At 38.9% G+C, this 26,281-nt stretch carries 26 protein-coding genes; 10 read left to right on the top strand and 16 right to left on the bottom strand.

What is annotated here, in order from left to right:
* Window positions 1-382 precede the first annotated feature (382 nt).
* Together VOI17_RS12810 and VOI17_RS12805 are read left to right on the top strand one after the other, a co-directional pair.
* Window positions 383-1,663, top strand: a complete 1,281-nt coding sequence (locus VOI17_RS12810) for an efflux RND transporter periplasmic adaptor subunit (protein ID WP_323757616.1) — start codon at window positions 383-385, stop codon at window positions 1,661-1,663.
* 1 nt (window position 1,664) lies between these two features.
* Window positions 1,665-3,005, top strand: coding sequence for an ABC transporter permease (locus tag VOI17_RS12805; protein ID WP_323757615.1), 1,341 nt, complete (start codon window positions 1,665-1,667; stop codon window positions 3,003-3,005).
* A gap of 55 nt (window positions 3,006-3,060) precedes the next feature.
* On the opposite strand, the gene VOI17_RS12800 is transcribed toward VOI17_RS12805, so the two are convergent.
* The 13 genes from VOI17_RS12800 to VOI17_RS12740 all read right to left on the bottom strand — a co-directional run bounded on the left by VOI17_RS12800 (window position 3,061) and on the right by VOI17_RS12740 (window position 15,374).
* Window positions 3,061-3,828 carry an alpha/beta hydrolase gene (locus VOI17_RS12800; RefSeq protein WP_323757614.1) on the bottom strand — a complete coding sequence of 256 codons (768 nt, stop codon included), beginning with the start codon at window positions 3,826-3,828 and terminating at the stop codon, window positions 3,061-3,063.
* A gap of 273 nt (window positions 3,829-4,101) precedes the next feature.
* Window positions 4,102-6,345, bottom strand: a complete 2,244-nt coding sequence (locus VOI17_RS12795; RefSeq protein ID WP_323757613.1) for a sodium-translocating pyrophosphatase — start codon at window positions 6,343-6,345, stop codon at window positions 4,102-4,104.
* A 202-nt stretch (window positions 6,346-6,547) separates the two neighbouring features.
* Entirely contained in the window at window positions 6,548-7,174 is a 627-nt protein-coding gene (locus VOI17_RS12790) for a flavin reductase family protein (protein ID WP_323757612.1), read from the bottom strand.
* On the bottom strand, window positions 7,175-7,879 hold the full coding sequence (locus VOI17_RS12785) for an SDR family NAD(P)-dependent oxidoreductase (RefSeq protein WP_323757611.1): 705 nt from the start codon (window positions 7,877-7,879) through the stop codon (window positions 7,175-7,177). It abuts the gene before it with no gap.
* Entirely contained in the window at window positions 7,879-8,574 is a 696-nt protein-coding gene (gene folE / locus VOI17_RS12780; protein ID WP_323757610.1) for a GTP cyclohydrolase I FolE, read from the bottom strand. Before folE ends, VOI17_RS12785 begins: the two co-directional genes overlap by 1 nt.
* On the bottom strand, window positions 8,537-8,944 hold the full coding sequence (locus VOI17_RS12775; RefSeq protein WP_323757609.1) for a 6-carboxytetrahydropterin synthase: 408 nt from the start codon (window positions 8,942-8,944) through the stop codon (window positions 8,537-8,539). Before VOI17_RS12775 ends, folE begins: the two co-directional genes overlap by 38 nt.
* A gap of 164 nt (window positions 8,945-9,108) precedes the next feature.
* Window positions 9,109-9,939, bottom strand: a complete 831-nt coding sequence (locus tag VOI17_RS12770; RefSeq protein WP_323757608.1) for an SDR family oxidoreductase — start codon at window positions 9,937-9,939, stop codon at window positions 9,109-9,111.
* Between the two features lie 119 nt (window positions 9,940-10,058).
* Window positions 10,059-11,054: a glycosyltransferase family 9 protein gene (locus VOI17_RS12765; protein WP_323757607.1), complete on the bottom strand. Its 996-nt coding sequence runs from the start codon at window positions 11,052-11,054 to the stop codon at window positions 10,059-10,061.
* A gap of 87 nt (window positions 11,055-11,141) precedes the next feature.
* Window positions 11,142-11,723, bottom strand: a complete 582-nt coding sequence (locus VOI17_RS12760) for a hypothetical protein (protein ID WP_323757606.1) — start codon at window positions 11,721-11,723, stop codon at window positions 11,142-11,144.
* Window positions 11,707-12,858 (bottom strand): BF3164 family lipoprotein, encoded by a 1,152-nt coding sequence (locus VOI17_RS12755; RefSeq protein WP_323757605.1) that lies wholly within the window; start codon window positions 12,856-12,858, stop codon window positions 11,707-11,709. The genes VOI17_RS12760 and VOI17_RS12755 overlap by 17 nt, the downstream gene beginning before the upstream one ends.
* 158 nt (window positions 12,859-13,016) lie before the next feature.
* Window positions 13,017-13,607, bottom strand: a complete 591-nt coding sequence (locus tag VOI17_RS12750) for a hypothetical protein (protein WP_323757604.1) — start codon at window positions 13,605-13,607, stop codon at window positions 13,017-13,019.
* Window positions 13,597-14,943: a 6-bladed beta-propeller gene (locus VOI17_RS12745; protein WP_323757603.1), complete on the bottom strand. Its 1,347-nt coding sequence runs from the start codon at window positions 14,941-14,943 to the stop codon at window positions 13,597-13,599. The genes VOI17_RS12750 and VOI17_RS12745 overlap by 11 nt, the downstream gene beginning before the upstream one ends.
* A 95-nt stretch (window positions 14,944-15,038) precedes the next feature.
* On the bottom strand, window positions 15,039-15,374 hold the full coding sequence (locus VOI17_RS12740; RefSeq protein ID WP_323757602.1) for a hypothetical protein: 336 nt from the start codon (window positions 15,372-15,374) through the stop codon (window positions 15,039-15,041).
* A 574-nt stretch (window positions 15,375-15,948) separates the two neighbouring features.
* On the opposite strand from VOI17_RS12740, the gene VOI17_RS12735 reads away from it, so the two are divergent.
* Genes VOI17_RS12735 through VOI17_RS12720 form a run of 4 tightly spaced genes read left to right on the top strand, consistent with a single transcriptional unit; the run spans window position 15,949 to window position 20,725 of the window.
* Window positions 15,949-17,184: a pitrilysin family protein gene (locus VOI17_RS12735; protein WP_323757862.1), complete on the top strand. Its 1,236-nt coding sequence runs from the start codon at window positions 15,949-15,951 to the stop codon at window positions 17,182-17,184.
* A complete protein-coding gene (locus tag VOI17_RS12730) occupies window positions 17,184-17,825 on the top strand; it encodes an O-methyltransferase (protein ID WP_323757601.1) in 642 nt (213 codons plus the stop codon). The genes VOI17_RS12735 and VOI17_RS12730 overlap by 1 nt, the downstream gene beginning before the upstream one ends.
* A 2-nt stretch (window positions 17,826-17,827) precedes the next feature.
* Window positions 17,828-19,732 (top strand): LysM peptidoglycan-binding domain-containing protein, encoded by a 1,905-nt coding sequence (locus VOI17_RS12725; RefSeq protein WP_323757600.1) that lies wholly within the window; start codon window positions 17,828-17,830, stop codon window positions 19,730-19,732.
* A gap of 42 nt (window positions 19,733-19,774) precedes the next feature.
* Window positions 19,775-20,725, top strand: a complete 951-nt coding sequence (locus VOI17_RS12720; protein ID WP_323757599.1) for a DUF3078 domain-containing protein — start codon at window positions 19,775-19,777, stop codon at window positions 20,723-20,725.
* Here VOI17_RS12720 and VOI17_RS12715 read toward each other — a convergent pair whose 3' ends face one another.
* Window positions 20,726-21,067, bottom strand: coding sequence for a hypothetical protein (locus VOI17_RS12715; RefSeq protein WP_323757598.1), 342 nt, complete (start codon window positions 21,065-21,067; stop codon window positions 20,726-20,728). It abuts the gene before it with no gap.
* 305 nt (window positions 21,068-21,372) lie between these two features.
* Entirely contained in the window at window positions 21,373-22,485 is a 1,113-nt protein-coding gene (gene dnaX, locus VOI17_RS12710; RefSeq protein ID WP_323757597.1) for a DNA polymerase III subunit gamma/tau, read from the bottom strand.
* Window positions 22,486-22,798: 313 nt separating this feature from the next.
* On the opposite strand from dnaX, the gene rplM reads away from it, so the two are divergent.
* From rplM to tsf, 4 genes are all read left to right on the top strand, one after another.
* Window positions 22,799-23,251 carry a 50S ribosomal protein L13 gene (rplM, locus tag VOI17_RS12705; protein ID WP_323757596.1) on the top strand — a complete coding sequence of 151 codons (453 nt, stop codon included), beginning with the start codon at window positions 22,799-22,801 and terminating at the stop codon, window positions 23,249-23,251.
* A 3-nt stretch (window positions 23,252-23,254) separates the two neighbouring features.
* On the top strand, window positions 23,255-23,641 hold the full coding sequence (gene rpsI / locus VOI17_RS12700) for a 30S ribosomal protein S9 (protein WP_068414784.1): 387 nt from the start codon (window positions 23,255-23,257) through the stop codon (window positions 23,639-23,641).
* Between the two features lie 24 nt (window positions 23,642-23,665).
* Window positions 23,666-24,490, top strand: a complete 825-nt coding sequence (gene rpsB / locus VOI17_RS12695; RefSeq protein ID WP_068414787.1) for a 30S ribosomal protein S2 — start codon at window positions 23,666-23,668, stop codon at window positions 24,488-24,490.
* A 150-nt stretch (window positions 24,491-24,640) separates the two neighbouring features.
* Window positions 24,641-25,474, top strand: a complete 834-nt coding sequence (gene tsf / locus VOI17_RS12690; protein WP_323757595.1) for a translation elongation factor Ts — start codon at window positions 24,641-24,643, stop codon at window positions 25,472-25,474.
* 78 nt (window positions 25,475-25,552) lie between these two features.
* Here tsf and VOI17_RS12685 read toward each other — a convergent pair whose 3' ends face one another.
* A complete protein-coding gene (locus VOI17_RS12685) occupies window positions 25,553-25,918 on the bottom strand; it encodes a response regulator (RefSeq protein WP_323757594.1) in 366 nt (121 codons plus the stop codon).
* Between the last annotated feature and the right edge of the window lie 363 nt (window positions 25,919-26,281).

The following is a 26,281-nucleotide window of genomic DNA, read 5'->3' as shown; positions in this document are numbered from 1 at the left end:
CCCTCTGCGTCTGGGATGTTTTTAATTACATACTAATCTATTTTTTTCTACTAATTAGTCTAATTGTGTTTTTTAACTAGTAGAGTACAAAAAATAAGAACCAGCCTCTAAAACCCCGACTTTCTGGTGCTAACAACCCGTAGAGTTTTGCTGCCATTCTTAATCAAGATGCTGTTTAAAACAAATTGGCCAATCAATTCATCTTAATTGATAAAGCGAAAGTTTAACTGTGGATATGAGGTAGGCTAGTGCTTTAGTTTTTGTTAAAACACAATAAGTATTGTATTTATGGTGTTTTGGTATTTTAAGAAAAATTAACATCGGAAAAGTAATATATTTAACTATATTCACAGTTCAAAAGGTCAGTCAAAATAACAACATAATGAAAAAACGTAATCTGATAATCGTTATCGGCATTTTTGTCGCGGTACTTATTTTTTTTATCACCAAAGTAAATAAGGGGTCAGCCGATTCAAATGAGGTCTTCGCCAAAGTTCAACGAGGACAATTCAGGTCTGAAATTACAGCTTCAGGAGAGTTATTCGCAAAAAGTTCAGTAGATATTCTAGGGCCGGGCGGAATGCAAAGTGCAGGTATATTCCAAACCACACTAGAGCATATTATTCCAGAGGGAACGGTAGTGAAAGCTGGGGATTATGTGGCGCGTTTAGACCAAACGGAGCTAGGTACAAGGTTACAGCAAAGACAAAGTGATTTTACTGTCACCTCTTCTGACTTCACTCAAGCGAAGCTAGATACTGCAATAGAGCTACGTAAAGCCAGAGATTTGATGGATAACCTACTTTATGAGATTGAAAGAAAGAAATTAGTGCTAAAAAACTCTCAATATGAGCCCCCTGCAGTGGTGGCAGAGAAACAAATGGAATTAGACCGAGCAGAAAAGCAGTTCTTGGTTGAAAAGGAGAATTACGAACTTCAGCGACAGAAATCTGTGGCAAAAATGAAAGGAGCTGCCGCCAAAATGCAGGATGATAAAGTCAAACTAGACAACTTAATGTCGTTACGCTCCCAGTTTACTATTATGGCACCCGAAGCTGGAATGCTGATTTATAAACGCGACTGGCGTGGAAGCAAAATGGGGGTAGGGGCACAAGTTGCCGCTTGGGATCCCGTGGTGGCGACATTACCCGATCTAACTCAGATGGTATCAAAGACCTTTGTGAATGAGGTCGATATTAATAATATAAAGAAAGGGCAGCGGGTTGAAATAGGTTTGGATGCCTTTCCAGATAAAAAGCTAACGGGGCAGATTTTGGAAGTGGCTAATATGGGGCAACAGCGGCCTAACTCTGACTCTAAAGTGTTTGAGATTATGGTGGCAGTAAATGAATCTGATACCACCTTAAGACCGGGCATGACAACAAGCAATAAGGTAATAGCCGAAGTTTTAGAAGACGTTCTTTTTATACCAGTAGAAGCGGTTCACAGCCAAGGCGACAGCATTACTTATATCATTGCCAAAGAAGGACTGAACATTACTAAGCATGAAGTGCGGCTGGGTAAGTCTAACTCGGATGAAGTGGTTGTTCTTGGTGGAATTGACGAAGGGCTTACTGTTTATTTGTCTGATCCTAGCGGCATAGAAGAAAAACCCATCAAACGTATTTCTGAAGGGGGAAAGGCTATCGCTAAAAAGGACTGATATGCTTGGGAAAATCCTTTCAAATTTGGCGATTGCTTCAGAAGCAGTATTGTCAAATAAAATTCGTAGTGTCCTCACTGCTCTAGGGATCATATTTGGAGTAGCCGCAGTAATTGCCATGATGGCCATCGGCTCAGGAGCTCAGCAGGAAATTCTTGAACAGATAGAATTGGTGGGTGTTAACAATATCGTTATTACGCCCATTATTGAACAGAGTGAAGGTGAACTGGATGAAACTGCTGGAGCAGTTGGTACTCAAAAAGGGAAAAAGAACCTTTCATTAGGGCTCAACTTCATGGATGTAGAAAGCATCAAAAACATAATTCCGGGTATAGACATGGTCAGTCCAGAGATTGTTTTAGAGACCGAGGTTTCTAGACAGGGTTTTAGACGTTCGGCAAAACTGGTTGGGGTTGAAAATACCTACTTCGAAATCTCAGGCTTCGAACTTGATGAAGGAGAATATTTTAATAGTGAGCATTTAAAGAAGGGTGTTCCTGTTTGCATTATAGGGAAGTCCATCAAGTCGAAATTTTTTAGTCGAGAGGAACCTATTGGCAAATACATTAAGGTGGGCCGACATTGGCTTAAGGTAATTGGTGTATTAGAAGAGCGGATTATTTCAGATAAGAGCATGTCGAACCTTGGGATTCGCGATTATAATATGGACATCTATACGCCTCTAAGTACAGCATTGGTCAGATACGAGAACAGGGCAATGGTAACGAATGCTCTCATTCAACAAGCCCGAATGAACAATGCTCAAAATGCAGGCAAAACGGATGTTAACTATCATCAACTCGATAGACTCGTGCTCAAAGTGTCTGATACGGAACAAATGAATTCAATAGCGCAAGTGGTTTCAAAAATGCTGAAGCGCAAGCATAGTCAAGTGGTAGATTATGAAATCAGTATTCCCGAATTGCTCTTAAAGCAGCAACAACGGACCAAGAACATCTTCAATTTTGTATTAGGGGGAATTGCTGGGATTTCGTTACTGGTAGGTGGGATCGGTATTATGAATATTATGCTGGCCTCAGTAATGGAAAGGATTAAAGAGATTGGTTTACGCATGTCGCTTGGTGCTACCAGACTCGATATCATCTTTCAGTTTCTTTTAGAAGCCGTAATGATCAGTTTTTCAGGTGGAGCCATAGGGGTGCTATTGGGCTTAGGTGCTGCTTTTGGTATCGCAGAACTGGCTGAAATCCCAACCATCGTAAGTCCCTTTTCCATTTTACTATCGTTTGGAGTTGCAGTGACTGTAGGAATTGTATTTGGAATAGCACCAGCCAAAAGAGCAGCAGAGCAAGATCCTATTACCTCGTTGAGGTATGAGTAATCAATAGAAAGGAATAGACACAAAAAAAGGCTACTGGAAACGGTAGCCTTTTTGATTATTTTTTATCTCTATTTTTAGATAGAAAGGCTTTCGATTTTATAATGAACTCATCTTTGGTTTCACCTTCATGAGCACCATGGGCAACGTTTGGCAATATCCAAAGGTCAGATTGGGGAAGGTTTTTCTTTACCCTAGCTACTTCTGATAAATCCATACCCTCATCATCATCACCCACCATGATCAATACTTCAGGTTTTATTCTTTGTAATTCCTCGTCACTTAACCTGACAGTATAATTCTTGAATTGCTCCATGAGGGCTTTTATTTGATCGTCTGAACGATGGTCCGTAGCAAGCCAAGGGAAATTGTCTTTATTCTCAAAAGTGAATATTTTCTGGTACTCAGGAAAATCATTTATCGTCCAGGTGCCCACTGCACCAATTGTAATCATTGACTCTATCAAAGGAGGGTTAAACAGGGCGAGTTGATATAAAATGTCTCCACCAAAGCTGAACCCAATGGCCTTTATTTTTTCTAATTGGAGGTGCTCAGCTAAAGCGTTAATGTCCTCAGCCACTGATTTTATGGACAATTCTTGCTTGAAGGCCTCAGATTTTCCGTGCCCAGTTAGGTCAATTAAGTATACCTCATACTCTTGCTTAAAATCTTCGACATAAGGTCTCCATGATTTGGAGGACTGTGTATAACCGTGTAAAAGAAATAGTGGCTCACCTTCACCGTAAACCTCATAATAGATGCTTTTTCCATTGACTATTGCGGATGCGGATCTTTTGGCTTTTTGAGAAAATATATCAGTTGACATTGAAAGTAGTATAGGTATAATAAGCGCAATCTTTTTGATTGTGCTTAAGGAGTAGGGTGGATTGTAATCTATCATTTGAACGTCAAATATGGCTTTTCCCTTGAAGAGAACCAACTTTCATTTTGGTACAGATTGATTTTGCTATGGTCAATCGCTATGGGGTTTCAATAAATTAGGAGACTCATAACATAGGGTTTGGAGTATCAAGTATGAATTCACACAAAAAAAGGCTACCGTTTCGGGTAGCCTTTCAATTCTATATTTTGTTGAGTTTTAGTTTAACTCAGTCACCACTTCAGTAATTTCTACTGCTGGGGCGTCAATAATAATTTCTTTTACTTCAGCTTTGCTGTCGTCATTAGATTCTCCATGACCTGCTACCAATAGTGGAGCGATTACTAATCCAATCAAACAAGTAAGTTTAATCAAGATGTTCATTGATGGACCAGAAGTGTCTTTGAATGGATCACCAACAGTATCTCCAGTTACAGCTGCTTTGTGAGCTTCTGAACCTTTGTAAGTCATTTCACCATCAATCATAACGCCAGCTTCGAAAGATTTCTTAGCGTTGTCCCAAGCGCCACCAGCGTTGTTTTGGAAAATAGCCCAAAGCACACCTGATACAGTAACACCAGCCATGTAAGCACCAAGAGGTTCAGCACCCATGATAAATCCAACAAGGATAGGGAAGATGATCGTAATAGCACCTGGCAACATCATTTCTTTGATGGCTGCTTTGGTAGAAATGTCCACACATTTTGCGTATTCTGGAGTGGCCGTGCCTTCCATAATACCTGGAATTTCTTTGAACTGTCTTCTTACTTCTTTTACCATTTCCATGGCCGCTTTTCCAACAGATTCCATTGCCAAGGCAGAGAAAATAACAGGAATCATACCGCCAATAAATAAGGCCGCCAAAACATCGGCTTTAAAGATGTTAATTCCATCAATGCCTGTGAATGTAACGTAAGCAGCGAAAAGCGCTAGGGCTGTTAATGCAGCAGAAGCAATCGCAAATCCTTTTCCAATGGCCGCAGTAGTGTTACCCACAGCATCCAAAATATCTGTTTTCTCACGTACGTCAGAAGGTAATTCACTCATTTCGGCAATACCACCAGCGTTATCCGCAATTGGTCCGAAGGCATCAATCGCTAATTGCATTGCAGTTGTTGCCATCATAGCAGAAGCAGCAATAGCTACACCGTAGAAACCAGCCAATTCGTAAGCACCCCAAATGGCACCTGCGAAAAGAATAATTGGTCCGAAAGTAGATTTCATCCCTACAGATAAACCTGCGATAATGTTAGTAGCAGCACCTGTAGAAGAGTTTTGAATAATGCTCATTACTGGTTTTTTACCAATAGCAGTGTAGAATTCAGTAAGGAAAGAAATTAATCCGCCTACTACTAAACCTACCAATACAGCTCCGAATACACGGATAGAAGAAATTTCAAGAATGCCTTCACCGAAGAAACTCATTTTCATGGTTTCAGGTAAAAGTAGATCGATTAAGAAATAACAACCGATAGCTGTCAATACAATAGAAATCCAGTTACCACGGTTTAAAGCAGATTGAACCTCTGCTTCTTTAGCGTTATTGTTTGATACTTTAATAAAGAAAGTACCGATCAACGAAAAGATGATTCCTGTACCAGCAATTACCAAAGGAAGCAAGATTGGGCCAATGCCACCGAATGCATCATCAACTGATCCGCCCATATCTCTAATGATATAGTTGCCCAATACCATTGAAGCCAATACTGTAGCCACATAAGAACCGAAAAGGTCTGCACCCATACCTGCAACGTCACCTACGTTATCACCTACGTTATCGGCAATAGTAGCAGGGTTTCTTGGATCATCCTCAGGAATACCCGCTTCAACTTTACCCACAAGGTCAGCGCCAACATCGGCTGCTTTGGTGTAGATACCACCTCCCACACGGGCAAATAATGCAATTGACTCAGCTCCTAAAGAGAAACCAGCAAGAGCTTCTAATACGATTGTCATTTGATAAACGCCACCATTCGCCATATCGCTATCCATAAAGAAAGCGAACAATAGAATGAAAAGCATGCTTAGTCCGAATACGGCTAAACCAGCAACACCAAGTCCCATTACAGTTCCGCCAGTAAAGGCAACTTTTAGGGCTTGTCCTAGGCTAGTTCTAGCAGCTTGGGTAGTTCTTACGTTGGCAGCAGTAGCGATTCTCATACCGATGTTTCCGGCCAATGCTGAGAAGAATGCGCCAATGATAAAGGCAAAAATTATGAAGTAGTGAGTGGTTTCAACCAAGGTAGAGATAACTCCTAAAAGTATACCTGCAATCACTACGAAAATAGCGAGTACTCTGTACTCAGCGCTGAGGAAAGCCAAAGCTCCTTCACGGATGTAATTGGCAAGGTCTTGCATTTTTTTATCCCCTGCATCTTGCTTGTGTACCCATTTCGACTTAACGATCATTACTAACAAGCCGACTAGCCCGAGAAGTGGGACTAAATAAATCAGATTTGACATTTTTAATTATCAGTTTTATAAAAGACGTGCAAAGATAGTAGTTGCCTTTACAAAAAGAAAAACTATGTCAATTAAAGAATAGCGATGAGAACATAGCTTTAAAGCCTTCAATAAGCAATTTAAAGAAGCCTTTCCTTAAAAAGCTCGAAATTGATCTCTCAAATTGCCGAGTGGCATTTAAAAAAAGGAGCAGTCGAAGTTTTTAATCTAGTCTCTTTGGGGGAAGGTCAGGCTTGGCGTAAGCTAATCTACCGATAGTATTGGTGTCATGGTAACTATCCAAACCTATCATGGCTAATGTATTGGCCGCCTCAATATTCAAATGTCCATCTTTAGAGAGTAGGCCATCTTCAATAATTAGCGTTTTGATTTGACCAATAACCAGAATGGTTTTATTGGCCTGTATTAAAAGTTGCTCTTTGAATTCCAAGCCTATCTTGATCTTACTTTCCTCTACAAATGGTGCAGAGAAGTCGTTAGAATATTGTGCTGTTAATCCAGTCGCTTCAAATTCACTCTTTTCCCATCGGGCACTGGTCCAATGAGCTTGCTCCATCATTTCTTTGTTGACTAGATTGATAGTGTATTCTTTTGTTTCTAGAATATTCTCCAGCGTGTGACGAGGAACGGAATGAGGTCTAAATAAAACTCCCATTAATGGAGGCTTGGCTCCTACATGCATTACCTGAGTAAATAAACCCAAGTTCGTGATGCCCGATTTACTCTTTGTGCCTATTAAGTGGGGTGTTTTAAAACCCGAAAGGCAATTAATCAAGTTGGTTCGGAAACGCTGTTCTAACCCAAGAATATCGGAATATGAAAGCTGCATTTAAGTTTTTAGCGTTGACATTCCGCCATCTACTCCTATGATTTGGCCTGTGATCCAGCTGCCCTCGTCAGAAAGTAATAGGGCAGTTAAGTGACCTAGGTCAGAAGGTTGGCCATACCGACCAATGGGATGTCTTTTGTTTGAGGCTTCTTTCTTTTCGTCTGTCGCCAATAGTCTTTCTGCTAGCGGAGTATCAGTTAATGAGGGTGCTAATACATTGACACGAATACCCATAGCAGCCCATTCAGCCGCAAGCGATTTGGCTAGTCCCTCTACCGCGCCTTTTGCAGCGGCAATTGAGGAGTGGAAGTTCATTCCTGTATTAACTGCCACAGTACTGTATAATATAACTGAAGCGCCTTCGGCTTTTTTTAGTCGGCCCATGCAAGCTTGTAATACTTTTATGGCACCAAAGAGATTGATGTTTAGGTCCGCTTGAAAGTCTTCTGGTTTAATTCTGTGAAAAGGCTTTAAGTTGATGGATCCAGGTGCATATACAACTCCATGTAAAACTTCAGGAAGTCCGTCAAGTTCGTTCCTCATTTCATTAACATCCAACCTTATATAGGTCATACCAGAAATATCAGGTTGATTTCTAGAAGCAACGAAAACATTAGCCCCTTTTTCTACACTTATTTCAGCGACACTTTTACCAATGCCTGAACTGGCACCTACCACAAGTATATTTTTACCTGATAGACTCATTAGGCCTTTGAATTAATGTAGCTCAAAAATTCATTTTTGGTTGCCTTTTCCTTAAACCTGCCATGAAACTGGGCGGTTACTGTGCTACTGTTCACATCTTTCACACCTCTAGATTGAACGCAAAGGTGATCGGCATCCATGATTACAGCTACGTCTTCTGTTTCAAGCAAAACTTTCAGCTCGTTCGCGATTTGAACAGTGAGCCTTTCTTGAACTTGTGGGCGTTTTGCATAATACTCAACAATGCGGTTGATCTTAGAAAGTCCAATCACTTTCCCGCTAGAAATGTAGGCCACATGCGCTTTTCCAATAATCGGCACAAAATGGTGCTCACAATTAGAATAGAAAGTGATGTTCTTTTCTACCAGCATTTCATTGTACTGGTATTTGTTTTCGAAAAGGGTGACTTTGGGTTTGTTGGCAGGACTTAGTCCGCTGAAAATTTCTTTGATATACATTTTGGCCACGCGCTTTGGCGTTCCCGCAAGGCTATCATCGGTTAAGTCAAGACCCATGATTTCCATGATCTCCTTAAATTTCTTTTCAACGAGTTCTTGTTTCAAATCATCGTCCATGTCGAAAGCATTCGGAACCATTGGCGTTTCATAAGAAGTACCCACGTGTTCGTCTCCAATCTCCTCAATACTGCTATATACGTTAAGCGGGGTACTCGACAAAGTTCCGTTCTGTTTCATAGAGTCTTATTTTCAATTCTAATTTGTTGTCAATTTCTGGGCGCAGTAAGTTGTAGATCACCACCGCTATATTTTCCGCTGTTGGATTTAAGTTTTTAAATTCGGGTACATCCAAATTTAAATTTCTGTGATCGAACTTATCTGTTACATGAGCTTTAATAATGTCCTTAAGGATTTTCATGTCGCATACATAGCCCGTTTCAGGATCTTGCTCCCCCACAACTTTTACAATGAGCTCATAATTATGTCCATGGAAAGAGGGGTTATTGCATTTTCCGAAAATCTCATCATTCTTCTCTTCAGTCCATTTAGGGTTATGAAGTCGATGAGCAGCATTAAAATGCTCTTTACGATAAACAGCTATTTTCATTTTGGTAATTTATAACGAGTAAGAAGTGTGCTTACTACTTTTTTTATTCACGGGTAGCCAACATTGGGTTCACCGATTTTGTTCAAAGAACGATAGAAAATAGTTGAACAAAAAATCTAAATTCTAATAAATCAACAAGTTAGCGAGTGGAATATTTTCGTTATCTAAACTTTAAGCTTTAACTCGGTGGCGAATTGTCTATTATCGGCTCGTTTAGCGTGGTTTTTTCGCTGAATATTTCCCACCATATTGGTCACTCTATTGCGGCTCAGAAGCCTAGGTAGAAAAGCGCTCAATTTATTCCAAACACCAGGAACCGCCACCGGATGACCTTTGATCATGCTTGAAAAGGCAAAGTAGGCCACATCTTCGGCTGTGGCGATGTTGAATTTTATATTGGGATCTTCATTGCCATTCGCTTTCGCGAAGCCTGTTTTGGTCATGCCAGGGCATAATACGGTAGCTGAAACGCCTGTGCCCTTAAGTTCATTAGCTAAAGCTTGGGTAAATGAAAGCAAATAAGCTTTTGAAGCATGGTAAGTAGACATGAGTGGGCCAGGTACAAAAGCAGCTACGGAGGCATTATTCAATATATAACCTTTTTTTCTATAGGTCATGCCAGGAAGCACGAGTTTTGTCAGGTGGGTTGTTGTCACCATATGTACATTGAGCATGGCTTCATCTTTTGCCCAATCTGTTTCCATAAAGTGCCCGAAGTTTCCAAAGCCAGCATTATTGAATAGGATTTCGATAAGGAGCTGCTCGTCAATAATATATTGGTGAATTTTTTCAGCAACACTTTTTTCGGCCAAGTTGCAAACGAAAATATGAATGTCAGTTTGAGAGAACAGCACAGAGAGTTCTGCTTTTTTTTCAGTCAATGCCACTTCGTTTACATCGATAAGAAGCAATGAATAGTTGGCTTGAGCAGCGATTTTAGCGAATTCGAATCCAATTCCACCGGCAGCACCGGTAATTAAGGCGGTAGTTTTCATACGGTCAGTCCTTTGCCAAAAGGCAGGGGTTAGAGAGAATAATAGGTAGCAAGAATAACCATTTTCTTTTTTTTAGTCTAAAATCCCGCTGTTTAATTGTTTGAAGGGTGTCTTCTGGTTTAGGGTTGACTATCTAAAAGAAGCGTATCTATCCTAATATCTTTACCGCATTTAAAATGGCCTTTCGGGCACTCTTTAAAACCATGCAGCCCGCAAGGTCGGCAGTCTAGCTTTTCTGAAACTTCAGCAATTCTAGCGTTTTCGGCCAAAGGCCCAAAACCAAATTCTGGAACAGTAGAGCAGTAAATAGCAGTGGTTTTAGCATTCATGGCAGATGCTAAATGCATCGGGGCAGAGTCGTTTACATAATTCATTACTGCATCTTTCATCAGTGCAGCGGACTGAAGTAAATTCATTTTTCCGCAAAGGTTCTGCGCTTTTGGGTTTTCGCTTTGGACAATGATTTCATCACAAAGCGCAACATCGTTAGGGGCGCCAATCAAATAGATCTTGCCTGAAAAATTGAGCGCTTGAATTAATTCCACCCATTTCTCTTTAGGGAATTGTTTGGTAAACCAAACCGAGGCGGGTGCCATGCAGATGAATGGTTCAGCTTTATAAACAGCTACTTTTTCAAAATCGGAAGTGGAAGGGTAAAGTACTGGGCGCTGAAGCTGGTCATCGGTAATGGCTTTGATCAGCTCATTGTTGCGTTCCACCTCGTGTGTTCCTTCTTCAATTTCATGAGTTACCTTTTTAGTAAAAGCCCAAGCAAAGGGGTTTTTATCAAAGCCGACTTTTTCCTTGGCGCCACTAAAAGCAGTGAGCATTCCCGAATTGGCAAAACGCTGAACGTTCACCACCAAATGGTATTTTTCCTTTCTGATTTTACCGAGGAGCTTAAAGAGGTTGCGGTACTTTCCTCCTTTTTTATCCCAAACCAGCACTTCTCCCAGTTTCGGGTGGTTGTTTAAAAGAGCTTCATTTCCTTTACGCAACAGAAAATCTATTTTGGCTTCTGGGTAATACTGATGCAGCTTTTCGATCAGCGAAGTCGCCAAGATTACATCACCAATAAAGGCCGTTTGAATGATAAGGATCTTTCCGTAAGTCATAAGCTGGCAAATATAGTGCTTTACATCTTGCGTGTTCAAAGATGTTGAAGGACTTTGGGCAAAATGATGACCATTTGCGGACTGAGTTTATTCAACAATCGATTGCAAATAAGCGGAAAAGAGTTCCATCTCGTCAAACTCTGGAACGAAAACTCTAGACACAAGACCTTCTTGGCTTATTAGAAAGACATAAGGTTGGGAGGTGTAATCAATTTCTAGGTCTATTGTATTGTCTATTTGTATTGGGAAGAACTTTAAGTCAAAGTCCTGCATCAAAAGATTGATGCTTTGATAACTGGTAGATACAACCACATCAAATGGGATATTCTCTTTTTTTTTCAATAAATCATTTATGTGTACTAAACTTTGACTGACGCAATCGTTACAATTATTTTCATGAATCCTTAATACTAGTAAGGGGCGCTTTTTTTGCAGGAGTAATGAATCTAAATTGTCTAGTGTTTTCCCTGAGTCTAAGAAGCCAAGAGTCAAATTGGAGATAAGCTTATCCTTCCTTTCTTTCACAATAAGATGATTGTCATTAACTACACCCATGGCTTGTTGAAGCTCGCTGATATACTTGTTTCCAGATGCTAGCTTACTCATCATTAGTACGTTTAAGATTACTAAACAACCGAGGGCTACATAGGATTTATTTATTTTTTTCATAGATTAAATTTGGAAGGGTATAAGATACAATCATGTCATCTTCATTTTCAGGGTAGCCATCAATAACATACATTTTCCGTGTTTTCTCATCCACGAAGAATGTACCCAAACTAGGTTTGTCCAGTTGAGCATGATAAACGGGGTTTCCTTTCCAATCGAAAACCTGAAGTTGTATATTTGGATAATTGGTTGTTAGCCCACCAAAAAAGTCAATGTCTTGCTGTGAGGTTACATTAGAATATGAAAAGTATATCAGTTTTTCTGAGCTATAGCCAAAGCCATAGTAAGATTTTGTACTCAGTGGGATAAGTCTAAAATCATCCCTTAAGTCAACTTCTTGAACCTCTATATTATCCTCTTGTACCACTGTCAAAACGTTGTCTTTCTTCACGTTTATAATGTCGATTCTATCATAATACCGCATTCCAGAGGCTATTTGATTTGTAGCTGCGTTGAAAGTTGTTTTGGAAGAGTAAAGGTAGCCCATCTTCTTTTTAGGCTCTTGTAGTTTTTGTTCTGGGAAATTTGCAGTCCATTTAATCTTCTTGTCCCTCATATTTAAGTGGAAAAAGCGTCCGGCTTCAGGGTCGCCAGAAAAAGCAATAACATCCCCTTCCACTGTACCAACAAATTCAGTGTCGGAAATCGCATAAATGTCTTTATACGTCATTGCCAATTCAGGGGGTAATTTATAAGAGAGGATAGGTTCAGTATTAACATCTTTGAGCATTCCGCTGAGGCTTATTTTCTTCAATTTGAAGGTACTAAAATCTGAAAACCATAAATAAGTTTCGTTATTCTCTACTACTGACTGACCGTAAAATTTTAGTGTCCGTACTTCTGCAGGGCCGTCCCCCCTTCTTCCGTATCGTGCAACTAAAGACCAGTCAGAAAGCTTGTAAAAGTGAACCGCATATTCTGATTTCTCGTCCATAATTACCACCAAGTCATCTATTAAGTGAATGGAACGGGGGTAAAGGACTTCATTGATTTGAACTTTTGAGTGCTTAAGGTTCTCGCTTTTAGGGAAGGACTTATATATCTTAATATCACGGGTCTGAGCATAACCGTATCCACAAATCGTAAAAGTGAAAATCAAAAGCGCAGCTGCACGTGTGTTTATAAACTTTGGCATAGGCTTTAAAAGCTTTTTATGAAAATTTCTACTCTGGCTTTTCGCTTTTTGGCTCTGAATTTATCTGTTCAGACTTTAGTTAAAAACCATATAGGCTAAGTTACAGTTCTTTTTAGTACTCTAATAAAAATTATGTATTTTGACTTTTACACGATGTATTAAAGTCCTCTGGTTCCTGACCTGAATACAGCAGAAATCGCATTAAAGTACGATTCATTTAGTGGTTCAATGCCTCTAATGGGAACAAATGTATGATTGACAATGTGATTTGAATTAATGGTGAAGTAGTAAGGCGCATTGACCTCATCTGCAGGGAGTTTTAATTCTCCATAATCAATAGTGAAAATAGGTATGCCAGATCCTGAAAGCCCTTTGGTCATAAGTTTTAAGTTTCTTTCGGATTCAAATGATGCAAATACCACAATCTGATTTGTATTTAATTTTGCCTTGAAAGATAAAATTTCTTCAAGTTCAACTTCAATACAAAGCCCACAATTACTGTCGTTAATTCTTAAAATGGCTAACTCGTTATGTGCTCTCAGCAATGAATCAAACCGAACCTTGTGATCAACAGATACCAAATTGTCTTTGATGTTCAGAATTGAAGAATTTGTTTTCTGTTCAAAAAACAAGTCAGTTGCTATCACATCAATAAGACCTGAATCTGCTGATTTTAAAGCCTCTTTGTCGTTTGAAGTACAAGCAACTAGGCAAAAGAACAAAAGGACAATGGTTTTGTTATTGATCATTTATATTGTTGAAATCAGGCTCTACAAATACCAAAACGGGGTTGTCATCTGGGTCTAAGCTTTTTGCTAAGTCCAGGTAGTTAAAGCCGTTTTCTTGAATGTAACTGTTCAAATAAAACTCGTACTGTTCATCTAAGCTAAGTTCAGGGCGACTTTTCCCGTTATCAGCGATTACTGCTTTATGAATTCCTTCTGTAACCCTCAAATATTCTTCGACTGCATCTTTAGGTTCCATTACATAAATTAGAAAAGTATTGTCATTACCTATCGGTGGATTAACAATCGCTCCAGCTAATTGTCTGAAGTCTGATTTTTGAAGAGAGAAAGCCTTGTGTATTTTTTTACTGTAAAAGGTATGTGTAAAAGTGTTATAAATAGGTGTTACTGAATATGTGTAGTCTATGGTCTCTCTAAAAGTATCAGGATAAGGGAGCAGACCTTTCTTATGTCTATCTCTGATTTTTCCTAGCTCACCTTTCTGAAAAATATCCTTATTGGGTGATTCCTTGCCATAATCCATTACGTATTTTGGAAACACTCCATTTTGATTAAACGAATATATGGTGTCATTGAAGACCATATTGATAAGGAAATCATTATCACTTCCATTTGTTAAGTTCTGACGGGCTCCAAAGTTTAGAAAAGCTGTGTTAGGTGTATTTGGTATATGTTGAGATATTATTTTTACTCCATTATCTTTAACTTCTTCAGCAATTAATAACTGATGGTTAAGTCCGTCAACTTGTCCATAGCGCTCCTCATTAAAAAGATATGGGCCTATGAAGAGCAAGTATTTATTTTCGTCCAATGGTGTAAATGCCTTGAGTAGAAAACCAAGCTTTAGGGTAGATTGGTAAAATCCAGTATTAGCATCGTACCGTTGAATAATACCCCTGGTATTATCAAGTACTTCTATCGTGTTTTTGAATTCATTAAACCCGATATACTTTATAGATCGGTATTCTTCAGGGCCACCGCCCGATCTGTCAATTTTAAAGTCAAATTTTCCATCATGAAAAAATACTAGAATAGAATTAGTACTGCGGTCTGCAACAATATATCTTGAATCGGTCAAGACGAATTCATCTATTTTCCCAAAGAGTGACTCGTCAGTGGTCTCAAGAGGAGTAAATCGGATGTTCTTCTTGAATATGTCTTGGCTTTTAATTTTTGTTGGAGTGGTATTGACAACAATTGGTGCCGGAATATTATCAATATCTTTGTATTTGTTTAGCTCAAGACTATTAAGGTCTGCATGGTAAATCAGAATTTCTTTCTTATCAGATTGACATGATAGGACACTATAAAGGAATAAGAGAATGGTTAACTTTCTCATTGAAAGAGCTTTATTTTTATGAAATTAGAAATATTGCCCTTGCACTAAACCAACTATATAGAATGGTTGAAAACTAAGGGCAGTATTGTAATTATTTAGTCTATCCGTGTATATGATTCATCAATTTCACATCGAACACTACATACGTACCATATTGAAGCGTCCGAACAAGTGCCTTGATTTCCTCTATAAGGAACTGTTTCTCTTCCCTCCTTAACTGAAACTCCTTGTCGGTTGATTGTGAATTCTCCTCCAGTTTCTATTCTTATGTAAAAAACGCAGGGTTCTTCTCCTCCGCTCTCATCTGATCGCCACTTTATTTTGGCATCAGCTTGGTTGATGAAGTTTAATCCCAAATAGGGGATTGATAAACAGGTTACAGTTAGTAACGCAATGACTAAAATGATTTTTTGTTTGATCTTGTTTTTCATGGCTTTGTTTTTATGTTTTGAATATTGAATAAATTAAAGTTTTGATCTATGTTGTTATAGTTTATTCATAATGATTTTGTGTGATCATAAATGGTTTCTGTCTTTGTGTTTAATTACTGAAATTAAAAGATGTTTAGAATATAAAAATAGTACTTGTCTATTATATTAATGATTTTAAACATTAAAAGTCACCCTTGATATCTATTTTTTTTAAATGACAAAGTATTATTGGTGTGAATGTATTCCGCCTTGATTTCAGATAAGTATTACTTATAAGTGTCTGATTTATAGTTTTTTAATTTGGTTTTTGTGATGTTCTACTAAATGTGAGTTCTTGAGGAGAGATATTACTTGATTTAAATCTTGAATTTTTACTCAAGATGGTCTTTGGGTGTATATTAAATGAGCTATCGGTAATTTTTCGAAAGCTCATTTAAGGTTAGTTGTCAAACCTCTCTAACGCACTTTAATGAATGATCTCCAACAGTATTTTATCGACAAAAGGCGGAAGACCTATCTTTAATATTCTTTTCTCTTAAAACTTATACCTTTGTCGTTTCAAGGAGATTCTGCGATGGTTGATTACAATGTTTTTACTTTGCCCAATGGCATTCGTGTAGTGCACAAAGAGGTGAGCAATACCAAGATTGTCCATTGCGGATTTGTGTTGGATATTGGTAGTCGTGATGAACGCGAAGACCAATTGGGGATTGCCCATTTTTGGGAGCATATGGCCTTTAAAGGCACCAAAAAACGAAAGGCTTATCATATCTTGAACAAGCTCGATGCCGTTGGCGGAGAGCTGAATGCATACACCACCAAAGAGAAAATCTGTTTCTATGCTTCCGTTTTGGACAAGCATATGGAGTCGGCTTTTGAACTGTTACAAGACATTACCTTCGATTCTATTTTTCCTGAAAAGCAGATAGAAAAGGAACGGGGCGTAATTCTGGAAGAAATGTCCTTGTATCATGATAGCCCAGAAGATGCTATTCAAGATGAATTCGATCGAGTTATTTTTGGAGATCACCCGCTTGGGAAAAATATTTTGGGTACTTCCGATAGCGTGAAATCTTTTCAGCGAGAAGATTTTAAGGTTTTTCTGAAAACCAATCTCAATACAGAACGAATCGTTTTTTCCTGCGTGGGCAATGTGTCGTTAAAGAAAATTCAGAAACTAGCCACCAAATACTTCGAACCAATTCCACACCATATTGGACAGAGAGAACGTGTTCTTTTTGGTGATTATGTAGCCAATAGCGAAATCATTACCAGAAATATTACGCAGGCCCAATGTGCCATTGGTTGTACGGCTTACCCTATTGGTCATCCCAAACGACTTCCATTTTATATGTTGATGAACATTTTGGGCGGCCCAGGCATGAACTCCAGATTGAACTTGGCGCTGCGCGAAAAGTACGGTTTTGTCTATAGCATAGATGCCAGTTATCACCCTTTCTCAGATACAGGTCTGTTTTCCATTTTCTTCGGCACAGAAACGGGGCAAGTGGAAAGAGGAAGAAAATTGGTGTTGAAGGAATTACAAAAACTAAGAGAAGTGCCTTTAGGTACTATGCAGCTGCATATGGCCAAAGAGCAAATATTGGGGCAATTGGCCATGGGTGAAGAAAACAATACTGGCTTAATGTTAATGATGGGTAAAAGCATTCTAGATAAAAACAGAATTGACAGCCTAGAGTCTATTTTTGATAAAATTAGAGCGGTATCGTCATCTGACCTTATTGAAGTCGCCAACGAGCAACTGAATGAAAATCAATTGAGCCATTTAACCTTTTTACCAGAGCACTAATGGAGTTTATTCCCGAAGATATTCAGCGTTATGTTGAAGCCCACACCGATGCAGAATCGGAACTTTTGTTGGACTTGAACCGCGAAACCCACGCCAAAGTAATGATGCCGCGTATGCTTTCAGGGCATTTGCAGGGCAGGGCTTTGTCGATGATCAGCCATATGATCAAGCCGTCTAGGATTTTAGAAATCGGTACCTATACAGGTTATTCTGCCCTTTGTATGGCGGAAGGTTTGGCAGAAGGAGGGAAGCTAATTACACTGGATAAGAATGAGGAGTTGGAAGAAATGGTGCGTGGCTATTTCGAAAAAGCTGGATACGCGGATGCGATAGATTTCAGAATAGGGAATGCTATTGAGCTAATCCCTGAAATAGAAGGACCTTTCGATCTGGTTTTTATTGATGCCGATAAAGCTAATTACTACAATTACTTTAAATTAGTGTTTGAAAAAGTTCGCTCCGGAGGCTTCATAATAGCCGATAATGTGCTTTGGAGTGGGAAAGTCGTTCAAACGGAAAAGAAAATCGACAAGGATACGCAAGCAATCTTAGATTTTAACCGTTTGACCCATGAAGATGATCGCGTTGAAAATGTACTTTTGCCGATCAGAGATGGGTTAATGATTTTAAGGAAAAAATAAAAGTGATAAAATACATAGCGTCAATCATCATCTTTTTGATGGCTTCGTTGAGCACATTCGCGCAAGCCCCAATGGTTGTCCCCTCTGAAATGGAGTTTGCAGGTGTCAAACTCAAAATCACCAGCAGTGCAAAAAAAGAGATTGAGGAAACCCTCGATTTGCTTACACGAAGTCAATACCACTTTCAATTATTGGTAGACCGTTCCAATCTCTACATGGGTATAGTGGAGGAGGTTTTGAAAAAAGAAGGAATTCCTGACGATTTCAAGTACTTGGCCATTCAAGAAGGTCAGTTTGTTTCCGATGCAGTATCCACTGCTAATGCTGTAGGTTTTTGGCAGTTTAAAAAAGCTTCAGCACAAGAACTTGGCCTGAGGGTGGATGGTGTTGTGGATGAGCGAAAACATATCATAGCTTCAACTGTGGGTGCAACTAAGTATTTCAAAAGAAGCAATTTCGTTTTCGATAACTGGCTGTGGTCCATGCAGTCTTATTTGCAAGGTTTAGGTGGAGCCCAAAGAACCATTCCTGAGAAAGATTATGGAGCGAAAAGAGTTGAGATTAATGCCAAGACACATTGGTATATCAAAAAGTACATTGCACATAAGTTGGCCTTTGAGGGCTTTGTTGGTGAGGGCCGAAAGCACCCAGAATTACAATTGGCTACTTATGAGGGGCGGGGTAAAACTTTGCGTGAAGTGAGTAAGGAAGTCAATGTTGATATAGACGAACTCAAAAACTTAAATAAATGGCTAGTGAGTTCCAGAATACCCGATGAGAAATCATATAAAGTAATCTACCCTGTTAAATCAGGTAGCCGTCCCATTGTTCAAAACACCGAAGAGCCGAAGCGTGATGAAGTTAAGAAACCTACTCAATCCACGCAAGCTGGAGTAACCAAGCAGCCATCTAAAGAGAGTACTTATTCTAGTATTAGGCCAGTTGAAGGGAATATAGGAGCGTTTCCTCATGTAACAGGAAATATCAGAAACGAATATGAGCCTGACCAAATTGAGGTGAATGGAATTGATGCAATTCGGGCAAAATCAAGCGATAATATTGAAACGCTGGCGAATAGGGTAGGCAAGAGTGATTCGAAAATAAGGAAGTATAACGACCTAGGTGACAATAGTAAAGTGACCGGTGGAGCATATTACTATATTAAGAACAAGAAAAATAGAGGTAAGGTACATTACCATATTGTGCAGCCGGGTGAAACCCTTTGGCGTATTTCGCAAGACTACGGTATAAAGTTTAAAAAATTGCTTCAGAAAAACAGGATGAGGGAGGCTGAAGAGCTTAAGGTTGGAAGGGTATTGTGGTTACGTTTTATTAGGCCAGCCAATGTCCCAATTGAATATACAGATGTGATTTTACCTAAAGATAATCCGATCCCTGAAGATAAGATGATTAAAGAGGTAAGCTCACCGGAACAATCAAATGGAAAACAGACTCAAACAATCCCTGAGAAAAAGTTAGATTTTGAAGAAGAGGAATCGGTCGAGGATATTGAGATTGGCGTTACACGAAAAGTATTGATGGCTACCGCTTCAGATACCATAATTACACATGTCGTTCAGCCGAAAGAGTCCTTTTTTGCCATTTCTCAGAAGTATGGCATTGAATTGGATGACATCATCGACTGGAATGGACTCAATGTAATGGATGGCCTTCAGGTAAATCAAGCGCTTAGGTTGGTGGTGCCTAAAGCTTACTTCTCGAAACTAAAGGAGGCGACAAAGACCATAATTAAAAGGGAAGTTTACCACGAAGTACAAAAAGGAGAAACCCTTTGGGGGATTTCAAAAAAATATAATGTTACCATTGAAGATATTCTTAAATGGAACAATAAGACAGATAATAACCTTGATTTAGGCGAACGCCTTAAAATTCTGCAAGACAACTAAAGACTAATAGAATCATTGAATAGTTTTGTGCGGATTTTGGAGATGAAGAGAAGAATGAATCGTTACCTACTAGTTATATTTATTTTACTGACCTCTATTTCGATTGTTAACGGGCAAGACGAGATAGATTTCTTACTGCCCCCCGATTCGGAGCCACCACCAGCGGACACCATTAAATATTGGAAGAATGGGGGTAATTTTAATTTCAACCTTCAACAAGTAGCACTAACCAACTGGGCTGCTGGAGGGGAATCTTCAATTGCAATAGGTACAAAATTCGAGACATTTGCCAATTATGAGAAGGAAGGGGCGGTATGGCAAAACCGTTTTAAAATTAGTTATGGTTTAATTAGGAATGGAGATGCTAAGAGCCGCTTTGTTAAAACGGATGATCAAATTATTCTGAATTCTAAATACAGCCAGAAGTTCACTGAAAGAATGCTTTTGACAACTTCAATTAACTTCCAAACCCAGATGGATGAGGGATACAAGAGTAAAAAAATAGCAGGAACAGATCGGATTGAAAGAACATTGATTTCGAACTTTATGGCGCCAGGTTATTTGCAAGCTTCTTTGGGACTTTCCTATAGAGATGAAAAGGCTATTACCGCAACATTGGCTCCTTTTACTGGCCGTTTTACTTTTGTACTTAATGATTCTCTTTCGAATGCTGGCGCTTTCGGTATTAACCCCGGGGATCAAATCAGGCCCGAAGCAGGGATAAGTTTAACAGGAACTTATAAGAAAGACGTATTGGAGAATGTATCCTTTTTGGGGAACTTCAACCTGTTCTCTAATTATGAAAAGTTTCCAAATACGGTAGTCAACTTGGAGGCTTCTTTTAGACTTAAGGTTAATAATTACCTATCTACCAATATCAGTTCACAGTTGATTTATGATGATGATATCACACTTACACGTAATGATGGAACCAAGGGACGGGATATTCAGATCAAGAATGTAATCAACGTAGGAGTTACACTGGGCTTTTAGCTAAAACTCGGGGTCTAAACCTAACCGTTCTTGAAGGTCTTTTAGAGCAGGGTATTTCTTCTTGAGGTGCTCAAACTTTTCTTTATCCGTGTAAAGCATTTTCTCTCGGGCTACATCCACAATTTCTGACTTTAATAAAATACTGTCGTTTTCAAGTCCATCTCTCAAAGCCATCAATAAATCACCTCTGAATTTCTCAAAACTTGACTCAGATGCTCCATTGGAAATCTGTATGGTGACTATATTGCCTTTCAATTCATAGGGCTCTTGAAGAAGAAGTAACTCCAGCTTATTGTCTTCTTCTTCTCTTTTCGCTTTGAAAGTATTCCAAACGCTATTCAAATTTTCAAGAGTGAAGTCCTTATTTCGATTTGAAACTGGTTCTGCGGGCGCTTCTCCTTCTGTCGGTTCTTCCTTTTTGTTGAGTTGATTTTTTAAGTCAGAAAGGGAAGGGATGCTAATGGTTTTTGAAGGAGTCTTTGAAGGTACTTTGACTATAGGGCTAGGTGCTGGACTCGCTTGTGGAGTTGGGGCTTCACTTGGAGTCTCTTTAACTTCCTCAACTACTGGCGTTGCTACAACATGCTTTGTCTCGGGCGTTTCTTCCTTAGGAGCTAGTGGTGCTTTTGCTTCTTCGACCTCTTCAGTTAGGATTTTTTTTTTGAAGCGTCTTCCGGTGCAACCTGTGCCAAGCGAATGGCAGATGTAAGGTGCGCCATTTTCACTAAAGCCAATTCAACATGAAGTCGTTGGTTTTTGCTGCCTTTATAACTTAGGTCACACTGATTGGCAATGTTGAGGGCCGTAAGTAAGAAAGATATCGGAGTGACATCGGCTTGAGCTTTATAGCGCTGCTTAATGTTGTCAGAAACTTGCAGCAATTGAATGGTTGCATTGTCTTTGCAAACCATCAAATCCCTTAAATGACTGGCGAGCCCCACAATAAAATGATGACCATCAAAACCATTTCTCAGAATTTCGTCAAAAGTCAACAACACATTAGAGGTGTCTTCTTTGAAAAGAAACTCCGTCATTTTGAAGTAATAGTCGTAATCGAGAATATGGAGGTTCGAGATCGTGTTTTGATAAGTAACCTTTTGCCCGTGTGAAAAAGTGACGATAAGGTCAAACAGAGAAAGGGCATCTCGCATTGCACCATCTGCCTTTTGAGCAATGAGGTGAAGTGCCTCATCTTCCGTGTCTATTTTCTCCTTATCAGCAATCATTTTGAGCTGAGTAGAAATGTCGCTGACTTCAATTCTGTTAAAATCAAAAATCTGACAGCGAGAAAGGATGGTAGGAATTACTTTATGTTTTTCAGTGGTAGCCAAAATGAAAATGGCATAAGATGGTGGTTCTTCCAAGGTTTTCAAAAAAGCATTAAATGCTTGATTCGAAAGCATATGAACCTCATCTATAATATAGACTTTGAATTTTCCTTGTTGAGGAGGGTATCGTACCTGATCGATTAGATTTCGAATATCATCTACTGAGTTGTTCGATGCTGCATCAAGTTCATAAATATTAAAGGTGTCGTTACCTTCCAGAGGGTTGTCAATGTTTTGATCATTGATCATTCGGGCAACAATTCGAGCACAAGTAGTTTTGCCGACCCCTCTTGGTCCGCAAAAAAGCAAAGCTTGTGCTAATTGATTATTATCGATCGCATTTTTAAGTGTAGTAGTAATATGTCCCTGTCCGACTACTTCTTCAAAGCCAACAGGTCTATACTTACGTGCGGAGACAACAAAATTTTCCATCGCTGCAAGATATAAATCTTCGTTAAGATGTTTCAAAAAATGACTTCAAAGATTTCTCGACTTTTCCATTAAATTTGCGCCCGGATAAATAAGAGGTAGGATAGTCTCTTTTTTCTTTCAACCGAAAAATGTTTCAATAGTCCATTCAAGTGCCTAATCAAGGCTAAATATTGGAGTGAAAAGATATATGAGGCGAAAACCGCTAATTTATTTACGGGGCAACGTTGGAATTAAAAAAGCAAACTTCTATCTTTGTGTCCCTTTTCAAGCAAAGGAAGAGGTAAAGTATTAAAAGTCAATTAAATATACCGAAGTGGATACACTAAGTTATAAGACGGTTTCGGCTAATAAAGCTACTGTAGAGAAAAATTGGGTAATCGTGGATGCGAGCCAAAAGTCGCTAGGTAGATTATCAAGTGAAGTTGCAAAAATGATCAGGGGAAAACACAAGCCTGGTTATACCCCAAATGTAGATTGCGGTGATAACGTGATTGTGATCAATGCCGACAATGTAAAGTTGACAGGTAAGAAATGGGATGACAGAGTGTATCTACGATATACCGGTTACCCAGGAGGTCAAAGAGAAACAACTCCGAGACAACTAAAAGCCAAGTCATCTAGATTGTTAGTTGAAAGAGCAGTTCGCGGTATGTTACCAAAAACAAGATTGGGAAGAGCACTTTTCAACAACCTATATGTTTATGAAGGTGCTGAGCATGTACATGAGGCTCAAAAGCCACAGGAAGTTAAATTATCAATAAGCTAGTTAATGGAAATAGTTAACAAAATTGGAAGAAGAAAGACCTCTGTTGCAAGATTGTACATGGAGTCTGGAAAAGGTGAATTCAATATCAACGGAAAAACATTGGAGAATTATTTCCCTTCTGATGTTCTTCAGATTATTGTAAAACAACCTTTGATGCTCGTGGAGCAAAATGGGAATTTCGATTTCAAAGTAAACGTTAATGGTGGCGGACCTAAAGGTCAGGCTGAAGCGATTAGACTTGCCATTTCTAGAGCACTTTGCGAAATTGATGCTGAAAACAGGCCTCCTTTGAAGAAAGAAGGTTTCCTTACTAGAGACCCTAGAATGGTTGAACGTAAGAAGCCAGGAAGAAGAAAAGCGAGAAGAGCATTCCAGTTCAGCAAGCGTTAATACGAATTATTATCAAACTTATATATGTCTAACAAATTAGAGTACAAAGACTTACTTGATGCTGGTGTCCACTTTGGTCACTTAACGAGAAAGTGGGATCCGCGTATGGCGCCATACATCTTCATGGAGAGGAATGGTATCCATATTATCGATCTTAATAAAACTCTTAATTGCCTCGAAGAAGCATCATCCGCAATTAAGAACATTGTCCGCTCAGGAAGAAAGGTAATGTTTGTAGCCACTAAGAAACAAGCCCAAGGGATTGTTGCTGAAGAAGCTGCAAGATTAAATATGCCTTACGTAACCGAAAGATGGTTGGGTGGTATGTTAACCAACTTCGCAACGATTAGAAAATCGTTGAAGAAACTTCAGGGTATCGACAAAATGATGAAAGAAGAGTCTTATAAAAACCTTGCGAAAAGAGAAAGGTTGATGAAGACTCGTGAAAAGGAAAAGTTAGAAAGAGTATTGGGCGGTATTACCGACCTTACAAGACTTCCTGCTGCCTTGTTCATCGTTGATATTAAAAGAGAGCACATTGCAGTAAACGAAGCCAAAAAGCTGAACATTCCTGTATTTGCGTTAGTAGATACTAACTCTGATCCAAACAAAGTAGATTTCCCAATCCCTGGTAATGATGATGCCTACAAGTCTGTAGAAACTATCACTAAGGCTATTGGTAGAGCTATTGAAGAAGGATTGCAAGAGCGCAAGAATGAGAAAGAGGAGAAAGATAGAGAGAAGGCTGAGCAAGAAAAAATAGCTGCTGATAAGGCAGAAGCGAAAGCGGCTGACAAGACAGAGGCGAAAGCCGAAGACAAGTCAGAATCTAAAAAAGAAGAAGCTTAAATCGATTAAGATTAACTCATATAAAAAATTGAACATTGAAGCTTTTTCGGTGTTCAATTTTTGTTTTAAACCGATAAGCTTGAGGTGAATACACTGACCAAAGCTTGAGGTTCTAACTGATTTTAGGAATAATATTTAAAATATATACAAATGGCTATCACAGCAAAAGAGGTTAACCAATTAAGACAAATGACCGGTGCCGGCATGATGGATTGTAAAAAGGCATTAGTTGAATCTGAAGGAGATTTCGATAAAGCAATTGAAATTCTTCGTAAGAAAGGTCAAAAATTATCTGAAAAAAGAGCAGACAGAGAAACTTCTGAAGGTTCTGTTTATGTAAGATCTAGCGAAGATGGCTCTGAAGCTATCCTTATTGCTTTTACATGTGAGACTGACTTCGTAGCTAAAAATGCTGATTTCCAAGCTTTAGGAAATGAGATCGCAGATGCTGCAATTGCTAACAAGCCTGCCGATCTTGAAGCGCTTAATGCACTTAGCTTAGGTAGCTTATCTGTACAGGATAAAGTAACTGAGCTTTTAGGTAAAATTGGTGAGAAGCTAGAAGTTTCGGTATACGAAAAGCTTTCTGCTGACCAAGTAGTTTCTTACATTCACTCTACAGGTAAATTGGGTGTTTTAGTAGCTTTAACTGGTGTTGGTAGTGCCGATGTTGCTGAAGCGGGTAAAGACGTTGGGATGCAAATCGCAGCCATGAAACCAGTGGCTGTTGATAAGGATGGTGTTGATTCATCAGTTATCGAAAAAGAAATTGAAATTGGAAAGGATATTGCAAGACAAGAAGGAAAGCCAGAAGCTATGCTTGATAAAATTGCGGAAGGTAAATTGAACAAGTTCTTCAAAGAAAATACGTTGTTGAGCCAAGCTTTTGTTAAAGATCCAAAAGTAAATGTTCAGCAGTACCTTGATTCAGTAAACAAAGGTTTAACTGTATCTTCTTTCAAAAGAGTAGCTATAGGAGGTTAATCCCTATTGCATTTATAGAATTAAGAAAGTCCATCAATTTGATGGGCTTTCTGCTTTTAATACCATCTTTTAAGGTGATTATTTATTGAAGTACTCTTCTACCGTTTCGAGTAATTCATTGAGTCCAAAAGGCTTGCATATATAAGCATTAGCCCCATGTTGAAGGCCATGAAGTAATTCCTGCCCGTGATTCTTTACGGAAAGAAATATAATTGGAATTTCATGTATTTCTGGATCTTTTCGTATTTCATGAAGCATCTCATAGCCATTCATTAAGGGCATATCTATATCACTTAATATTAGACCTGGCTTCTCTGTTTTAGTAAGCGCAAGGCCCTCTGTGCCATTTTTAGCTAAAACAGTCTGATAACCTTCTAATTCTAAAATCTCACTGAGATTGTCAAGAATCATAGCGTTATCTTCTACTAAAAGTATCTTTTTCATATTCCTGCGTGTTGAATTTAAGCTTTTTGGCTTTAAAAGCTTCACGTTTATTAAACTTCAATATCCGAAATTTTAATTGTCTGAAAATCTCATAAGGTTTACTTGTGTTTGTACAAATAATTAGGTGATCTTATTGCGTAAATCACATGCGGATTTATCCTGCTAGAATAGAAGTTTTGTTAAAAAAAGTAGGGACATGGGGTATTAGCGCTTTGGTTTGGGGCGCTGCCTTGACATGTATCGTCCTGAAATAGGTTGACTCAATTTAGTGATTTAAATGATTTATAGTTTTTCCATTTTCTCTCTAAGTAGCCTTGTTTTTTATGGGCTTCATTAGGTGTTAACATCTCAATACTTCTATGG

Origin of the sequence: Roseivirga sp. (assembly GCF_034669765.1) — a bacterium.
Taxonomy (GTDB): Bacteria; Bacteroidota; Bacteroidia; order Cytophagales; family Cyclobacteriaceae; genus Roseivirga.
The sequence above is the reverse complement of the archived record's forward strand: the minus strand, read 5'-3'. Positions and strand labels throughout refer to the sequence as shown.

What these genes read in the sequence shown, in the direction of transcription:
- VOI17_RS12810 (WP_323757616.1), top strand. Translation starts at nt 383, where the DNA reads ATGAAAAAACGTAATCTGATAATCGTTATCGGCATTTTTGTCGCGGTA.
- VOI17_RS12805 (WP_323757615.1), top strand. Translation starts at nt 1,665, where the DNA reads ATGCTTGGGAAAATCCTTTCAAATTTGGCGATTGCTTCAGAAGCAGTA.
- VOI17_RS12800 (WP_323757614.1), bottom strand. Translation starts at nt 3,828, where the DNA reads ATGTCAACTGATATATTTTCTCAAAAAGCCAAAAGATCCGCATCCGCA.
- VOI17_RS12795 (WP_323757613.1), bottom strand. Translation starts at nt 6,345, where the DNA reads ATGTCAAATCTGATTTATTTAGTCCCACTTCTCGGGCTAGTCGGCTTG.
- VOI17_RS12790 (WP_323757612.1), bottom strand. Translation starts at nt 7,174, where the DNA reads ATGCAGCTTTCATATTCCGATATTCTTGGGTTAGAACAGCGTTTCCGA.
- VOI17_RS12785 (WP_323757611.1), bottom strand. Translation starts at nt 7,879, where the DNA reads ATGAGTCTATCAGGTAAAAATATACTTGTGGTAGGTGCCAGTTCAGGC.
- folE (WP_323757610.1), bottom strand. Translation starts at nt 8,574, where the DNA reads ATGAAACAGAACGGAACTTTGTCGAGTACCCCGCTTAACGTATATAGC.
- VOI17_RS12775 (WP_323757609.1), bottom strand. Translation starts at nt 8,944, where the DNA reads ATGAAAATAGCTGTTTATCGTAAAGAGCATTTTAATGCTGCTCATCGA.
- VOI17_RS12770 (WP_323757608.1), bottom strand. Translation starts at nt 9,939, where the DNA reads ATGAAAACTACCGCCTTAATTACCGGTGCTGCCGGTGGAATTGGATTC.
- VOI17_RS12765 (WP_323757607.1), bottom strand. Translation starts at nt 11,054, where the DNA reads ATGACTTACGGAAAGATCCTTATCATTCAAACGGCCTTTATTGGTGAT.
- VOI17_RS12760 (WP_323757606.1), bottom strand. Translation starts at nt 11,723, where the DNA reads ATGAAAAAAATAAATAAATCCTATGTAGCCCTCGGTTGTTTAGTAATC.
- VOI17_RS12755 (WP_323757605.1), bottom strand. Translation starts at nt 12,858, where the DNA reads ATGCCAAAGTTTATAAACACACGTGCAGCTGCGCTTTTGATTTTCACT.
- VOI17_RS12750 (WP_323757604.1), bottom strand. Translation starts at nt 13,607, where the DNA reads ATGATCAATAACAAAACCATTGTCCTTTTGTTCTTTTGCCTAGTTGCT.
- VOI17_RS12745 (WP_323757603.1), bottom strand. Translation starts at nt 14,943, where the DNA reads ATGAGAAAGTTAACCATTCTCTTATTCCTTTATAGTGTCCTATCATGT.
- VOI17_RS12740 (WP_323757602.1), bottom strand. Translation starts at nt 15,374, where the DNA reads ATGAAAAACAAGATCAAACAAAAAATCATTTTAGTCATTGCGTTACTA.
- VOI17_RS12735 (WP_323757862.1), top strand. Translation starts at nt 15,949, where the DNA reads ATGGTTGATTACAATGTTTTTACTTTGCCCAATGGCATTCGTGTAGTG.
- VOI17_RS12730 (WP_323757601.1), top strand. Translation starts at nt 17,184, where the DNA reads ATGGAGTTTATTCCCGAAGATATTCAGCGTTATGTTGAAGCCCACACC.
- VOI17_RS12720 (WP_323757599.1), top strand. Translation starts at nt 19,775, where the DNA reads ATGAAGAGAAGAATGAATCGTTACCTACTAGTTATATTTATTTTACTG.
- dnaX (WP_323757597.1), bottom strand. Translation starts at nt 22,485, where the DNA reads ATGGAAAATTTTGTTGTCTCCGCACGTAAGTATAGACCTGTTGGCTTT.
- rpsI (WP_068414784.1), top strand. Translation starts at nt 23,255, where the DNA reads ATGGAAATAGTTAACAAAATTGGAAGAAGAAAGACCTCTGTTGCAAGA.
- rpsB (WP_068414787.1), top strand. Translation starts at nt 23,666, where the DNA reads ATGTCTAACAAATTAGAGTACAAAGACTTACTTGATGCTGGTGTCCAC.
- tsf (WP_323757595.1), top strand. Translation starts at nt 24,641, where the DNA reads ATGGCTATCACAGCAAAAGAGGTTAACCAATTAAGACAAATGACCGGT.
- VOI17_RS12685 (WP_323757594.1), bottom strand. Translation starts at nt 25,918, where the DNA reads ATGAAAAAGATACTTTTAGTAGAAGATAACGCTATGATTCTTGACAAT.